14 protein-coding genes are annotated in these 15,912 nt (G+C 41.9%); 6 read left to right on the plus strand and 8 right to left on the minus strand.

The window, feature by feature from the left end; translation table 11 throughout:
- Positions 1 to 49: 49 nt before the first annotated feature.
- Positions 50 to 1,138 carry a tRNA (uridine(54)-C5)-methyltransferase TrmA gene (gene trmA, locus Q4492_RS02210; RefSeq protein ID WP_303415607.1) on the minus strand — a complete coding sequence of 363 codons (1,089 nt, stop codon included), beginning with the start codon at positions 1,136 to 1,138 and terminating at the stop codon, positions 50 to 52.
- Positions 1,139 to 1,255: 117 nt separating this feature from the next.
- Positions 1,256 to 2,494, minus strand: a complete 1,239-nt coding sequence (locus Q4492_RS02215) for an HDOD domain-containing protein (RefSeq protein ID WP_303415608.1) — start codon at positions 2,492 to 2,494, stop codon at positions 1,256 to 1,258.
- Between the two features lie 381 nt (positions 2,495 to 2,875).
- Here Q4492_RS02215 and metG point away from each other — a divergent pair, with 381 nt between their 5' ends.
- On the plus strand, positions 2,876 to 4,915 hold the full coding sequence (gene metG, locus Q4492_RS02220; protein WP_303415609.1) for a methionine--tRNA ligase: 2,040 nt from the start codon (positions 2,876 to 2,878) through the stop codon (positions 4,913 to 4,915).
- A gap of 297 nt (positions 4,916 to 5,212) precedes the next feature.
- Positions 5,213 to 5,458 carry a TIGR02647 family protein gene (locus Q4492_RS02225; RefSeq protein WP_067982331.1) on the plus strand — a complete coding sequence of 82 codons (246 nt, stop codon included), beginning with the start codon at positions 5,213 to 5,215 and terminating at the stop codon, positions 5,456 to 5,458.
- Positions 5,459 to 5,501: 43 nt separating this feature from the next.
- Here the strand turns inward: Q4492_RS02225 and Q4492_RS02230 are convergent, their stop codons facing one another.
- The gene (locus Q4492_RS02230) at positions 5,502 to 5,759 is read right to left on the minus strand and encodes a hypothetical protein (protein WP_303415610.1); all 258 of its coding nucleotides are present in this window, start codon (positions 5,757 to 5,759) and stop codon (positions 5,502 to 5,504) included.
- A gap of 225 nt (positions 5,760 to 5,984) precedes the next feature.
- Here Q4492_RS02230 and Q4492_RS02235 point away from each other — a divergent pair, with 225 nt between their 5' ends.
- Entirely contained in the window at positions 5,985 to 6,317 is a 333-nt protein-coding gene (locus Q4492_RS02235; protein WP_303415611.1) for a HopJ type III effector protein, read from the plus strand.
- 121 nt (positions 6,318 to 6,438) lie between these two features.
- Here the strand turns inward: Q4492_RS02235 and Q4492_RS02240 are convergent, their stop codons facing one another.
- From Q4492_RS02240 to dinB, 3 genes are all read right to left on the minus strand, one after another.
- Positions 6,439 to 7,992, minus strand: a complete 1,554-nt coding sequence (locus Q4492_RS02240) for a SulP family inorganic anion transporter (RefSeq protein ID WP_303415612.1) — start codon at positions 7,990 to 7,992, stop codon at positions 6,439 to 6,441.
- An 86-nt stretch (positions 7,993 to 8,078) separates the two neighbouring features.
- Positions 8,079 to 8,645 (minus strand): nucleoside deaminase, encoded by a 567-nt coding sequence (locus tag Q4492_RS02245; protein ID WP_303415613.1) that lies wholly within the window; start codon positions 8,643 to 8,645, stop codon positions 8,079 to 8,081.
- Between the two features lie 34 nt (positions 8,646 to 8,679).
- Positions 8,680 to 9,744: a DNA polymerase IV gene (dinB, locus tag Q4492_RS02250; protein ID WP_303415614.1), complete on the minus strand. Its 1,065-nt coding sequence runs from the start codon at positions 9,742 to 9,744 to the stop codon at positions 8,680 to 8,682.
- 139 nt (positions 9,745 to 9,883) lie between these two features.
- Here dinB and Q4492_RS02255 point away from each other — a divergent pair, with 139 nt between their 5' ends.
- Complete coding sequence (locus Q4492_RS02255; RefSeq protein WP_303415615.1) at positions 9,884 to 11,656, plus strand: lysophospholipid acyltransferase family protein; 1,773 nt, start codon at positions 9,884 to 9,886, stop codon at positions 11,654 to 11,656.
- An 88-nt stretch (positions 11,657 to 11,744) separates the two neighbouring features.
- Here Q4492_RS02255 and Q4492_RS02260 read toward each other — a convergent pair whose 3' ends face one another.
- On the minus strand, positions 11,745 to 13,472 hold the full coding sequence (locus Q4492_RS02260; RefSeq protein WP_303415616.1) for a hypothetical protein: 1,728 nt from the start codon (positions 13,470 to 13,472) through the stop codon (positions 11,745 to 11,747).
- A 260-nt stretch (positions 13,473 to 13,732) separates the two neighbouring features.
- On the opposite strand from Q4492_RS02260, the gene Q4492_RS02265 reads away from it, so the two are divergent.
- The gene (locus Q4492_RS02265) at positions 13,733 to 14,230 is read left to right on the plus strand and encodes a DnaJ domain-containing protein (RefSeq protein ID WP_303415617.1); all 498 of its coding nucleotides are present in this window, start codon (positions 13,733 to 13,735) and stop codon (positions 14,228 to 14,230) included.
- On the opposite strand, the gene Q4492_RS02270 is transcribed toward Q4492_RS02265, so the two are convergent.
- Positions 14,220 to 15,227 (minus strand): hypothetical protein, encoded by a 1,008-nt coding sequence (locus Q4492_RS02270; RefSeq protein ID WP_303415618.1) that lies wholly within the window; start codon positions 15,225 to 15,227, stop codon positions 14,220 to 14,222. The genes Q4492_RS02265 and Q4492_RS02270 overlap by 11 nt on opposite strands.
- A 63-nt stretch (positions 15,228 to 15,290) precedes the next feature.
- Here Q4492_RS02270 and Q4492_RS02275 point away from each other — a divergent pair, with 63 nt between their 5' ends.
- A complete protein-coding gene (locus Q4492_RS02275) occupies positions 15,291 to 15,884 on the plus strand; it encodes a TetR/AcrR family transcriptional regulator (protein ID WP_303415619.1) in 594 nt (197 codons plus the stop codon).
- Positions 15,885 to 15,912: the final 28 nt, after the last annotated feature.

The following is a 15,912-nucleotide window of genomic DNA, read 5'->3' on the forward strand; positions in this document are numbered from 1 at the left end:
AAAAGTATCGTATATTGCAACCTAATGGGTTGTGCTCTAAGTCTGCCTACTATTTGCGTGTAAGATAGACACCACACTCTAAATGCTCGGTATAGGGAAATTGATCGAAAATAGCAAAACGCTTTAACTCATGGGTCTGAGTCAAGGTTTCCAGATTTAACTTCAATGTTTCAGGGTTGCAGGATATATAGAGAATATTTTCATAGGACTGTACTTGCTTAACCGTTTCATCATCCAAACCTGAGCGAGGCGGATCAACCAATACCGTTGTAAAATCACAACGATCCAAGCCAAGATCTTTAGTTCGACGCTTTTCCACCGCACCACTTAGAACTTGGGAAAATTCCTCCGAACTAATACGAACAACATCTACATTTTCAATACCATTAGCCTCAATATTATATTGAGCAGCACGAACAGAGGTTTTTGAAATTTCAGTCGCTACGACACGGCGAAAGTTTTGAGCCATCGGCAAAGTAAAATTACCATTACCGCAATATAGCTCGACCATATCACCTCCAGCCCCTTGGGTCGCATCAAGGGCCCATTTGATCATATGACGACAAACTTCGCCGTTCGGCTGGCTAAAACTATTTTCTACCTGCTTGTATATATAATCTCGACCATTGATATCCAACGTCTCTATCACAAAATCCTGATCCAGCAAGATTTTTGCTTTTCGAGAGCGTCCTACTAACTGAATATTAAATTTCTCTTTAAGTTTTTTAGCTTCTTCAATCCAGTCGTCGGCTAAAGGGCGGTGATAGAGTAGTGTGACTAATAGCTCGCCACTTAACGTGCTTAAAAAATCGATTTGGAATAGCTTACGTCGCAGCACTTCACTTGGACGTATCTCTTCAAGCAACTTAAACATCATATCGTGAATACGCTTAGCGACCATGGGGCAATGATCTATACGAATACGTACGCTATTGTTGCCCTTTTCAAACATCACATAGAAAAGATCATCCTCTTCGTGCCAAACACGAAATTCACAACGCATACGGTAGTGACTACGCGGCGATTCATAAACCTCAATATCAGGTAGATCAAAACAGGAAAACAGCTTAATAACCCCTGCTTTTTTATCAGCGAGTTGAGTTTCATATAGCTCAGGTGCGACAACAGAGATTGACATGCGTGCCTCTAAAAATAAGTACTAACTAAGCACAAAAAAATGCGCTCACGAAAAAGTGGGCGCATTTTAACAGTATGCAAGTCTCAGGCAAAACATTAAAAATAGGAAGCAGCAGGATTAAACAAATCCAACTTGTGCCTGATAATCGGCTGTAATTAACTGCCAATGATCTAGTTCCGTCTCCATCCCAATTCGCTTGATATAATCCATACTCAAACGACTGGACATATCACAACCCACAACACTTGTGGCAGGTGGTAATAACGCATCCGCCACATGGACAGCAGTTAATGGTGTAAAACCATTTTCAGGGTTAGCTTTGGGAAAATGGTGGAATAATACAGCCTCAACTACTTTAGGAGGCAGCTTCCATAAGGCAAGCATATACGCGCCCGCTTCTGCATGAGTAACACCTAACTCGAGCTTCTCAATTGCATAAACCGGCTGGTCCATTAAACTCGCTTTACTAATGATTCGATGATATTCGGCAGGGTTCTGACTGGCGAGAACTAAAATGCCAAAATCATGCAGTAAACCGGCTAAAAATGCTTGGGCTTGCACATGACGGTCAGCTTTCACTGAACGCGCTATATGTTGAGCAGCACGAGCGACGGCCATCGAACGCTGATGAATCTGTTTAAACGAAAAGCTTTTCCAAACATCGGTTTGCGGATAAGCATCAAATAGATGGGATGTCAGTACCAAATCACGAATCATTCTGACACCAAGAATAGTTACCGCTTCCTGAATTCTATTAATATCACGACTTAGACCAAAAAAGGCTGAATTAACCCACTGCATGATTTTAGCAGTCATCACTGGATCTTGCTCGAGTATTTGTGCAATTTCACGGGCATTTGAGCGCTCAGAGCTTAACGCTTTATTTAACTTATCGTACACATCCGGCAATACTGGCAGGGTTTGTAACGAGGTAATGTAATTTTTTACTGCCGGTTTATTGATCAATCCTGCTATATGAATACTGTTGGATATATCCTCGATCAGCTCATCTGGACTACAGTCTAAAGATAACGAGTGATGCGCCAACTCAGATACTCTTGCGGTTTGCAAAGGCGTTAAATAACCAGATAAAACTACTCGAATAACACTAGGATGTTTTTCAACTACTTTTGCAAGTAATTCAAGTGATTGTGTCGGATTATCACCTAAAGGCAATACCAGCACATCGGCTGGATTACTATCCAGAACCGCCAATAACTCATCTAAGCGTTTGACTGAAACAGTATTCCAATCGGTGGTATCAGATATAGCCCTACCCAAACGCACACTTTGAGGGCATACCTGACAAAAAACAGCTGAATGTTGCAATACTTGGGATGTCATCTGCGCGTCCATAAAAAAACCATCCAATTAACCCATCCTTCCTTGATGATACTCTCTCTCTGTATATGTTTAGCTGGGTATTAGCTAAGTGTCCAGAAACTAAACAGCTACATGAAAACTATTCAGAATAAAAACCACACTAAATTGTACAATAAACAGCCACTCAGTCTAACACAATCGCTATTTATTAAAAAACGTCAAACATAAGCTTTCATCACACAAACACACTAAAATAATTAAACGCGATATCATGAATAACTTGCACACCCCCTTCGTCAGCTATTTATTCTCCAACTCTCTATACAATCTGCATTCATAATGGTTCATATAATCAACTAAAAAGCGTAGAATCTGGCCTCCTTATTTCAATGATTTCAGGTTTTCAGGCAGCCCATGACTGACAGCAAACGTAAGATTCTTGTTACTAGTGCCCTTCCATACGCTAATGGTCCCATTCATTTAGGCCATTTAGTTGAATATATACAGACTGACATTTGGGTTCGCTTCCAAAAACTCCGGGGCAATCAATGTACTTACGTCTGTGCGGATGATGCTCACGGCACACCTATCATGCTGAAAGCCGATCAAATGGGTATTTCACCGCAAGAGCTGATTGACAAAGTTAGTGCTGAACACCAACGGGATTTTTCCGGTTTTATGGTTGGGTTTGATAACTACTACTCTACCCACTCAGATGAAAACAAATACTTCGCATCTCACATATATACCGCGTTACGTGACGGTGGGCATATTGATAAAAAAACGATCACTCAAGCCTATGACCCTGAAAAAGAGATGTTTCTGCCTGATCGCTTTGTTAAAGGGGACTGCCCAAAGTGTGGCGAGAAAGACCAGTATGGGGATTCTTGTGAGAAATGTGGCGCAACCTACAGCCCTGTTGATCTTAAAAATGCTTATTCTGCAGTGTCTGGTGCAAAACCCATTGAAAAAGAATCTGAACACTACTTCTTTAAGCTAGGAAATTTCGAAACTTTCCTTCGTTCATGGGTAGATAACCACGTTCAAGAGCAGATGATTCATAAACTAAATGAGTGGTTTGAATCAGGTCTACAGAATTGGGATATATCTCGAGATGCACCTTATTGGGGTTTTGAAATACCAGATGCCCCAGGTAAATACTTCTATGTATGGCTAGATGCCCCCATCGGTTACATGGCTAGCTTTAAAAACTGGTGTGATAAAAACAACGTAGATTTTGATGAATACTGGTCAGAAGCCTCAGAAACAGAGCTTTATCACTTTATCGGTAAAGATATAGCCTATTTTCACACTCTTTTCTGGCCCGCTATGCTTGAAGGCGCTGGCTTCCGTAAGCCTAATGGTGTTTTTTGTCACGGTTTCTTAACCGTAGATGGACAAAAAATGTCTAAGTCGCGCGGCACCTTCATTATGGCTGAGACCTATCTAAACCACCTTCGTCCAGAGTACCTACGCTATTACTTTGCAGCCAAGTTAAGCTCTGGCATAGATGATATCGATTTAAATCTTGAAGATTTCCGTATGCGCGTCAATGCGGATCTGGTCAACAAAGTCGTCAATATCGCCTCTCGCTGTGCAGGCTTTATCAAAAAGAAATTTGACGGTGAAATGTCTGCACAACTAACCGAGCCTGAGCTTTATAATGAAGCAATTGCCGCTGGCGATCTGATTGCTGATGCCTACGAAAAACGCGAGTTTGGCAAGGCTATGCGTGAAATCATGGCCATTGCAGACAAAGCAAACCAATATATTGATGCCGCTGAACCTTGGGTTTTAGCTAAACAAGAAGGCAAAGAACAGGAAGTACAAGATTGCTGCTCCATGGGCATCAACCTATTCCGCGTTATTGTTTCTTATTTAGCGCCGGTCCTACCTCAAGTTGCTAAAGATGCACAAGCTTTCTTGAATATCGACCATATCACTTGGGATAGCATTAAAGAGCCACTGCATAGTCATAAAATCAATAAATTCAAACCGCTAATGCAGCGCGTTGATGAAGATAAAATTACGGCAATAATTGATGAAACAAAAGCGGCCATTGAAGCAGCGGCCGCTCAGGCTTTACCTGCAGCGGTGTCAACACCTTTAACCGATGAACCCATCGAAGAAACAATCGAATTCCCAGACTTTGCCAAGGTTGATTTACGGGTCGTGCGTATAGCTAAAGCTGAACACGTTAAAGGCGCTAATAAGCTTCTGCAACTCACTTTAGATTTAGGCGGAGAAACCCGCAATGTCTTTGCCGGTATTAAGTCAGCTTACGACCCAGAAGATCTGGAAGGGAAACTAACCGTTATGGTTGCTAACTTAGCCCCACGTAAAATGAAGTTTGGCGTATCTGAGGGTATGGTGTTGGCGGCAGGGCCTGGCGGCGAAGATATTTGGATACTAAGTCCAGATGACGGTGCACAACCAGGTATGCGCATCAAATAACCCAAGCTTAGATCTTCCACTTAAAAAGCCTATAAATCCACCTCTGTGATTTGTAGGCTTTTTTTATTTCTACAGAGCAAACCAGCCCACTTCTGCTTACCCCTTACTGTTCAGCGCCACTCTCAAATGCAATACGACTTAAGCATCCTATTAAGAGATAGATAAATATAACTCTTGATTATTGAAGGCTTATATTTAGATAAAATTAAGTCTATGCTGTTCACAAGTACGTCGTTGTAAGCAACTTTATATAGTTGCAGCCACAAATATCTTGCCGTGAATAACTCAGGAGCGCATATGCCATACAACGAAGAAATCATGCAGGAATTGAATGTGTTAAACCTTTTCAACCTCAACACCACTCAAGAAGGAATCAAAGTCCACTCCTCTGCTCAACCAGAGGTTATTGCCGCTACACAAAGACTCTTTGACAAAGGATTGATTACTCAACACGACGGTGGCTACCTAACACCACTAGGCCACGATGCAGCAGAAAGCACGCAAACCTTACTTACAATTCTAATAACAGAAAGCAGACTCTAATAGACAAAACAAAGGGCCTTATTAGGCCCTCTGTTAATCAATATTATGCTGGCGAGTGAATCGCCAAAAAATGCTCCATTACACGCCGGAGCAAGCTTGCATGAGCATAATCTCCACTGCGCTCTGCATGAGCAATATCATCAAGAATAATCTTTTTGATCTTGTCCTCACCTTCATGCTCGACTAAGTAATTACCTAGAGCCATAGCAATCATCGGGTCAACATGTTCATGCTCAGCGATGGCATTGACTTCACCAACAGAGAGTCCACTCATTTCAAGACATTCGTTGTAAGTTAACATGACGCTACCCTCGCTTAAAAGTAATCAATCCTTCAACCGGAAAGCAGACTGCTTAACTCCCTCCCTCACATTCAGTCTAGTTGAAAATTATAGATTCGAAGTGAATAGCGACCAAACACGAGTAATAATCCTGTCATAACTGACCTCTATCAATCTATTGCATATTTGACCAATATCACTAAGATCATTTGCCGCCAGAAGATTAAGACAGAGGATTACACCCTAATGACGTTGAATGACTTTATAAGCACGCTTGCAACCGGCTCAGAGCTGGATTTTGAAGATACTATGCAAGTGATCGAAAGTAACTATAGCTATACACCTACCGCATTTGACAACGGCTCGATCAGTAATGATGCTGGGCAAAATGAAGGGAGCTGCAAAATCTTTGCTTTTGCTAAGCTAAATAACCTAGATGAAACAAGCACTCTAAAATGCTTTGGCCGCTTTTACCAAGATGTATTAAAGACACCTGATGGTGATGATCATGGAAATATTCGCAACTTTATGCAGACCGGCTGGACAGGTATTCACTTCTCTGGCGAAGCCCTTAGCTAATATAAAAACTTAGCTAATCTCAATAGCTGATCATCCATATAAAAAGACCCTCATCATTGGTTATCCAACGATGAGGGTCTTTTTACAACTTAGACCAGCAAGCGCTTATAGCCGAAGGCGCTTAGGCTAAACGATCATCCGCCACTTTATAGCTTGGGTCTTCAATCATATTCACTTCTACAAAGCTGCCTGCTTTATTAAGCAGCTCACGGCATTCAGGACTCAAATGACGAAAGCTAAGTTCTTTACCAGCTTTATCATAACGCTCCGCTAAAGACTCTATTGCCTCAATACCGGAGTGATCCATAACCCGACAGTTTGCAAAATCTACAATCACTTCCGGAGGATCAAACTTCGGATTAAATTGATCGCGAAAAGCTTGAATAGAAGCGAAGAAAAGCGGTCCATTTGGAAAATAAACTTTAGTATCGTATTCATCACGTACTTCAAAGGACATATGGCTTGCATGTTTCCAAGCAAAAACCAAGGCAGAAATAATGACACCGACAATAACGGCAATCGCTAAATCCTGCCAAACCGTAACCCCAGTCACAGCAATAACGACAATTAAATCAGAACGCGGGATTTTTCCCCACAGGCGTAAACTAGCCCACTCAAATGTACCAATAACAACAATAAACATTACACCGACCAGCGCTGCAACAGGAATAACTTCGATAAGGCCCGAACCCACCAGAATAAAAGCAAGTAAGAAAAGAGCAGCAGATATACCTGATGCACGGCCAAAACCGCCCGAATTAATATTGATCATACTTTGACCAATCATTGCGCAGCCACCCATGCCACCAAAAAATCCGGTTGTGACATTCGCCACACCTTGGCCGATACACTCTTTATTACCACGACCACGCGTCTCTGTGATCTCATCAATCAAAGTCAATGTTAACAATGACTCTATCAAACCAACAGCAGCTAAGATCAAAGCATAAGGCACAATAATCTGAAATGTCTCCAAGGTTAATGGCACCATCGGAATATGGAACTGGGGTAGACCGCCAGCAATAGTGGCGTCAGCGTTACCTGTCATATCAGCTAGAACATCTTGCACTGTGCGCGCATCAAGATCTAAGCCGATTACAAGTAGGGTGACCGCAAGAATAGCGGCAAGTGTAGATGGAATAACACGCGTAAACTTAGGTAAGAAGTGAATGATCGCCATCGTTAAGGCAATTAAGCCAAGCATCACAAACATCTGCTCACCCTGCAGCCACTTAATAGCGCCATCATCATCCATAAACTGAAACTGCTTCATTTGTGCAAGGAAGATGACAATAGCCAGTCCGTTTACAAACCCCAACATAACTGGATGTGGTACTAAACGGATAAACTTACCTAATCGAAAAACACCCGCCAGTACTTGAAATATCCCCATTAATACAACAGTTGCAAAGAGATATTCCACACCATGATCAGCGACTAAGCTCACCATCACTACAGCAAGAGCACCCGTCGCACCCGAAATCATTCCTGGACGACCACCAATAGCAGCGGTAATAAGTCCAACCATAAAAGCGGCATAAAGGCCTACTAAAGGATCGACACCGGCTACAAAAGCAAACGCAACAGCTTCAGGCACAAGCGCCAATGCAACGGTTAATCCAGATAAAACATCGCTTTTAAGTGATTGTGTCCGCGACACAAGCAATTGAATCATTTACCACCTCAGCCATATACTGGTTCTTTTTTAACCAGACTTGAAAAGCGCGCGAGTATAACAAATCTACGGGCTAATTTCAGGTATCAAGAACGAATAGTTAACATAAGTTTCTGCCGCAGACCTTGCATCTGTGCAGATGCAATATCTGAGGCTAAGATAGAAAGTTCCTTCTCTTTATTAAAGCATTTAATAACAATTAGTTGAGCAAGATTATCCCACGCAGCTGGCAACTTATTGCAATGCGACATCATTCCACCCGCTTTATCTTCAGCTAAAAAAATAATCTGACCTATCCCTGAGGCTAAAATCCGACCGCAGCACATAGGGCAAGGTTCTAACGAAGAGATCAGCTGCAAGCCTTCTCGATCCTTATAATCAGGAAACATATTTTCAAACTGATCAAGAACTCTCATCTCCGCATGCGCGGATGAATTAAACCCTTCACTAAACACCTGATTAGCCGCCTCAGCTAACAGATTATTATCCCGATCGACCAAAACAGCACCAACGCCATAGTTTCCCTCTTCCAAAGCTTCCAGCGCTAATTCACAACAACGAAACGCCCATTTATGTTCCCCTAATCGGTATTCAGGCGCATAAGTAGCTAAGCGAATTTTCAAACTCTCGATATTATTGTTGTCAGTGCTCATCGCGCCACCACCTTGTAAAGCTTTCAATTAAAAATTAAGACTTATCTAGTAAGCTTAGCTGCAAAGGTTGTTCTTTGGTGCTTTCCGTTAATCTATATCCTACCCCTATCAGCCTGACCGGGCGTTGACCTCGATTGAAAGCATCCATTAATAGCTGGCGAAAATGGGAAATGTTCGGACAAGCAACCTGATGCTCTGCTGTCGTTTGGACAAAATCACAAAACTTAACTTTCACCACAATCCCAGCAATCGACCGAGTCTCCTGTAAGCGCTTATAACGTAAAACTAGCTTTTCTATTAACATAGGCAATTGAGCTATACAGCTATCAAGATCTAAAAGATCCTGAGAATAAGTATGCTCCACGCTAATCGACTTTCTTATTCGACTGAGTTTAACTGGACGCTCATCGATACCACGAGATAGGTCAAATAAACGTTGGCCGAACTTTCCAAACCTATCAACTAATTCAACCAAGGATTTCGCACGTAGATCTCGACAAGTTTCTATATCCATTTTTTTGAGCTTCTCGGCGGTTTTCATACCAACTCCGGATATTTTTTTAACCGGTAGGTTTAATACGAATTCATCTACTTTACGAGGGTGAACAACATAAATACCATCAGGTTTATTCCAATCACTCGCCACTTTGGCTAAAAATTTATTAGGCGCAACCCCGGCTGAAATAGTAATCCCTACCTCATCTCTTACTCGGTTTCTTATCTGATCCGCGATTAACGTTGCGCTACCTTGGCAATGATTTAATCCTGTAACATCAATAAATGCTTCATCTAGTGAGAGCGGCTCAATAATATCGCTATATTCAAGAAAGATGCTCATCACCTGCTGGGAAACTTGACGATATTTAGCCATATCTCCTGGGACGACCCGTAAAGCTGGACACAACTTTAATGCCTGAGCGGTAGACATCGCTGATCGAACTCCAAACTCCCTAGCAATATAGTTACAGGTAGCAATCACCCCTCGTCGATCAGCACTACCACCAATTGCCATGGGAATGGATCTTAATTCTGGGTTATCTCTCATCTCAACTGCCGCAAAGAAACAATCACAATCGCAGTGAATGATCTTACGTTGCATAAATACCACCAAGATACTGTTTATATATACAGCATTGTAATAAAAAATAGCCTAAGCTGAAAATCTATTTTCAGTCGTCACAAAACCGTCACGTTTCTGTAAAGAGTTAGTCACCTAACTCACCTATATTTTTCACCTTATGAATACACGTGAAAATACCCTCATCATTAAAGAGCCAACTATTAACGTAGAGAAAGCTCTTGTAAGCAAATACCCTGCTTTTATTGATAAGCCGGCGCCGTTTAAACGCTCTGCTCTATTTATGTTGAAAAAACTGGTTCATGAAAATGAGATAAATAGTTTTCTCGACATTAATAAAGATGCAACAGGGTTTGAATTTATTGAACGGGTTCTGGAATATTTCAATTTTGGTTACAGCATCAGCAACCATGATAGAGCCAATATTCCATCCTCCGGCCGAGTGGTGATTATTGCTAACCACCCATTGGGGGCCTTAGATGGGCTCGCTTTACTTAAAATGGTCGGCGAAGTTAGACGCGATGTAAGGATCGTAGCTAATGATGTTCTTATGAACTTCGACCCTATAAAAAACTTGTTTCTCCCTGTAGACAACTTAGGCAAAAGCACGCGTAAAAGAGATATAGAACGTATTGTTGAGGCCCTTCATCAAGAACAAGCAATTATCGTCTTTCCCGCTGGCGAAGTTTCAAGAGCAGGCATAACAGGCGTTAAAGATGATAAGTGGAACAGCGGATTTATTCGTTTTGCCCGCAAAGCTAACGCACCTGTACTTCCTATTTTTATCGGTGGAAAAAACTCATCCTTGTTTTATAGCGTTTCTTACATTAACAAAACCCTCTCAACATTAATGCTAGCTAGAGAGATGTTTAATAAGCGCTCGGTCACTATCCCAATGCGTGTAGGTGAGCCCATTCCATTCAGTCAAATAGATGCGGTACCTGTATCCACAGCTGAAAAAACTAAACTCCTGAAAAAACACCTTTATCGTATAGCAAAAAATAAAAAGCCCCTTTTTCTAACGGAAAAAACGATCGCCCATCCTCAAAATCGCCAGAACCTAAAACAGGAACTAAGAGAGTCCGAACTCTTAGGTGAAACCATTGATGGAAAAAAGATCTATCTCTTTGATTACAAAGCAGAGTCAGCAGTTATTCAGGAGATAGGACGTCTGCGGGAGATCGCTTTCCGCTGTGTCGGCGAAGGGACTGGAGATAAAAAAGATTTAGACCTGTATGACCAATACTATCGTCACCTTATTTTATGGGATGAAGATGAGTTAGAGATTGCAGGCGCTTACCGTCTTGCTGAAGCGGGAAAAATGGATCCAACAGCAACAAATACCGGCCTTTATAGTGCAACCCTGTTCAAATATGGAGAACAGATGAAGCCCTATTTCGAGCAAGGAATAGAGTTAGGCCGAAGCTTTATCCAACCTAAGTACTGGGGAAAACGCAGTTTAGATTACCTCTGGTATGGAATCGGTGCTTACCTACGAAAACACCCTGAAGTACGCTATATGTTCGGCCCTGTAAGCTTGAGCAACAGTTACCCAAGAGTCGCTAAAGATATGCTTGTATGGTTTTATAGCCACTATTTTAATGATAGCGAAGACCTTGGCCATTCATTCTCCCCTTATGTTTTAGATCAAGAAGCTCTAAATAATATGGATCGAATGTTTAGTGGTGACAATTACAAAGCTGACTTTAGAGTCCTAAAGGAACAACTGGAATTTTTAGGCGTTAGTGTACCAACGCTCTACAAACAATATAGTGAACTCTGTGAAGAGGGAGGCGTGCGTTTCCTTGATTTTGGTGTTGATGCCGACTTTAACTACTGTATTGATGGGCTTGTATTAGTCGATATTGAGTTCGTGAAGGCAAAGAAACGAAAACGTTATATAGGCGAAGATCCCGTAGCAGAAACGCTATAAGTGCGATCAAAGCTCGCACCAATAAAAAAGCCCCAAGTGCAAACACTTGGGGCTTTTTAGATTCAGAATGTAAAGCTACACCTTAGCGCTAAGGTGCTTTAATATCCGCTTCACTCTCAATTAAAATGCCCTGCTCATTCAGATTAATATCCATCTTCACTCGCATATCCATATTTTTCAATACGTCTAGCTGCTCAGTGACTTCTGGATCACCTGCCATCTCTAGAATAGGCAGTATCGGCTCAAACATTTTTTTATAATCAACAGAGAAGCTCAATAGGCCATTACTTTCGACAGTTTCACCTGCTAACTGATCAGCAATCGCCTTTCCTTTCTCTCCATTATAAACAACCAAGTGCTTACCTTTTAAAGCCAACATAGGTTTAATATCAACCTCGGTCGGAAGAGGCATAATTGTCGATAGATCAACAGGGCTTCCATCTGTAGGCAATTGCAGTTGTGCCAATTGTGGAACAAAAGCTTTAGCCATATTAAACAGAACAGCTGGATCCTCTGCACTCAAAGAGACGATACCATCTAAAGAGTTTAACTTAGGCGATGAAGAGTCCATAGAAATAGAGAAATCTTGAACCCCAACCGCTACACCTTTAACTCCTTGCGCCATACCGGTAAACATACCTAAAGCAGCAGGGTTGGCTTGCTGAATATCCGCCTGCATCTCCAATAAAGGTTCACACTTATAGCTTGGCTCAAGCATGTTGCTCCAGATTGATGATAATGCGGGACCTAACTTATTCGCATCAAGCCCTAAGCCCATCCCAAACACTTGCGCATCACTAAGATAAGAAGGAATAAAACCCTGCATAGAGGTAAGCGCATCAAGCACAACTTTATTATTACTTTCCACCACTAACGCAGCCTTCATATAGCTCCGTTCAGAGGTGATTTTCAAATCATCGTGACTACGTATACCTGCTACTGTGCGCGGCCAGTTAGCTGCCATCGCTCCCATCTCAGCCTGACATTCAGCGGTGCGAACCCTATCTAGATCCGTCCCCTTTCCTTCCATCTCCATCGCTTTAGTCAACATAGATGCCAATCTATTGCCATCCGCCGTAGTGAATGCAGTGACTAGCCCTTTATGATCAAGATAAGAAAGGGTTGCATTAATAAAGCCATGTTTCGTTTGAATATCTTCCAAAATACCAGCGTCCTGCAACGAAGCTGCTGGTTTGGTTTGCGCTAAAGCCAATTCAACGTCCGACTCAGTATTCACATGCGTATTAATCGTCCAAGTCGCCCAGCCATTTTCATAAGCAACAAGCACTTCAAACTTCTCACCCTCAGCGTTATTTTCAAAGCTATACGCTCTATATGCCAACTTATTTAATGTACGCGCTTCATGCTTAAAACCACTCTCCTGTTCAGCCTTATCTAAAACTGCCCACAAGCCCTGTTCATCGGTCACTTGATAACGCACAACTGGCATAAAACCGACAGCATAAACAAACGTTTTTATCTGATCAGGAAGCCCGAACGTTTTCTGAAAACTTTCTACTGAATGCGCAGCTTCAAAATAAGACTTAACTAAACTTGCAAAAAAGCGCTCCTTAGGATCTGTTCCATCATCCAGTTCTTCAAGCAAATCATCCGGAATTTTTGCTTGAGGGAACATTGTTGAATTCAGGTAATCCTTAAGAGGAAATGATTCAAGCTGACCTGAAAAAATCACACTATCCGCAGGCACGTATGCTAAAGGAGAATATTCTGAAGAATCTGACTCACCTTGCTGATTGACCATATAACCAACTGCACCAGCGGCAATGACTGCGCCGGCAATAATAACTTTACGCACCGTTTAAAGCTCCATTTTAATGTTTGTAAGAATCTTAACTGATCGTTTTAAAGCTGTCCCGATTTAGCCTAGAAAAATCGAGGCTAGTCGGTATAAAAATATACACATAGTGACTCAGATCTATAACCTAGCACAGCAATATACACTCAATCTAAGGTTTGCTCCCCTATTCAGGGCCGTTTATCATGCAGGTAATGAGCCTAAGATCAGGTTATTAAAACATAAGTTATCAAATAACTATCATCCAATAAGGAGAATTTGTGAATCCAGTCAGTTTGGTCTTATTAATTGGCATCGCACTTTTAGTGATTCTATGGGTACGCTCACTACCTAAGAAGAAAAAACTACCTGCGGTCATCATGATTATTCTGACTCTCATTGCTCTTTTTGTTCTACTGATGGCGATCACTGGGCGCTTAAGCTGGATCGCTGTTGCCTTTACCGCTTTACTGCCTTTTGCTCGCCACTTAGTTCCGAACCTATTAAAAGTGCTTCCTTTTCTGAATATCTGGAATAAACATCGAAAAGAAAAGCGTCAAAACAATAATAATCGAAGCTCAGCCAACCAAGACCCATCCGGCAATAGTCAAAAGGTACGTGAGGCTTATGAGATTTTAGGCTTAAAGCCGGGTTGCTCTAAGGATGAGATCATTGCGGCCCATCGCCGTCTAATGCAAAAAAACCATCCAGATCGAGGAGGCAGCGATTATTTAGCAGCCAAAATAAATCAAGCGAAAGACACGCTGCTTAACGGTTAAATCGACGATGTACTCGCTCAGGTCCCACTCGCTCAAGCCTAAGGCCATCAGCCCCATAAGTAGAACTATACCCTTTGACGACTAAGCCGCCTCGCTTATCACGCCGAAAGATAATCAATTCATTACCTTCGCGGCCATCAATTTCGGTCAGATGAACTACAATTTTCCCTGCACTAAGGTGCTTCCATGTTCCTTTCTGTACAATCAAGGGCTGGCTATTTCGATAATCCTGAGTCAACAAAACAGTTTGATCGGACGATAAATCAAGGGATACAAATCGATTTAATCCATTAGCGCCAGTTAATAATGATGTATATAACCCCGGTAAAGTTCTTACCTCTAAGTTCCCTTGCCGAGCACAACCTGTAAACAGCTTGCCGTTCAATACCATTCGGCTAGTGTATTCATATTCAATATCATACTGATCCCGACACCACTGTTTTTCCAGGGTTAGACTGACCGTAAAAGCTTCAGTCCCTTCCAAATGGCTACTCCACTCAAAACCGTTTCCTAAATTAATCGGTGGTGCTTTAGGAAAGATCAATTGAGATAGTCGCCCATAATCCTGTACATAGAGGCCATCACTTCTAATGTCAGCAATCCATAAAGGGCCATCCCCTGCAGCCCGGTATTCATTATCTGACAGTTCATAGCTGCATGTAGATTGGTTCCCACCCATCAAATGAACTTGATGAACCTGCCAAGGTTCACCAGGAACAACGTGATCTCCAGTTAACTCAACATAAAAAACAGGTGACCCCGTTTGGCTAAAGCGTTTCTTTAATTTGTTAGTATGATCTTGAATTGACTCTTCTTTGTTGACATAACAAGCTTGAAACTTTAATTCGCCATCCTGCAAAGACACTATACCCCGACGAAACAAAGGACGATCTTCGTCCGTTAAATCCGACGGTGTCGTTTTACAGCCCGATACAATCAGACAAGCGATAACAATGATAAATTGATGCTTCAACGTTATATTTTTAAAGAAAATCATATGGGTATTGCTTGAGATAGAATGAATGCCGATAATAAGCCAATAGTTCATGGAGGGCAAAAAATGGCAAGGCCAGCAGAGTTCGACCGCACGGATGTATTAGAAAAAGCGATGGGCGTGTTCTGGAGAACCGGCTACAACGCTTCTTCCATTACAGATTTAGTCAAAGCGACTCAACTAAAACCCGGTTCACTTTATGGTGCATTTCAAAGTAAACGCGGATTGTTTATGGAAGCACTCGACACTTACAGTAAACGTAGTATTGAGCGTATCGCTGCTGTGCTTAGCAAATCTGAATCCCCTCTAAAGAATATAGAATCCTTCTTTATTATATTCTGTGAGGAACTAGAAAAAGATCAGATAGGCAAAGGCTGCTTTATGATTAATACCATGCTAGAACTGGCCACCGAGGATGATGAAATTAGAGAACGGGTGAGCCTTTATTTAGATCAAGTCGAGCAAAGCTTCTGCGACACGATTAGCAAAGCGCAACAACTAGGTGAGATTGATCCACACAAAAACGCCCAAGACCTAGCGACCTATCTCATGACCAATATTTGGGGGTTACGGGTATTAAGCAGCAAGCGTCCTAATCATAAAAAATATGAAGCGGTAATTAGTAATATTCTTTTAACCCTTACCCATTCACATCATTGATTAAGGGCAACCTCAGAACTTATGTAGT

Origin of the sequence: Neptuniibacter sp. 1_MG-2023 (assembly GCF_030547185.1) — a bacterium.
GTDB lineage: Bacteria > Pseudomonadota > Gammaproteobacteria > Pseudomonadales > Balneatricaceae > Neptuniibacter.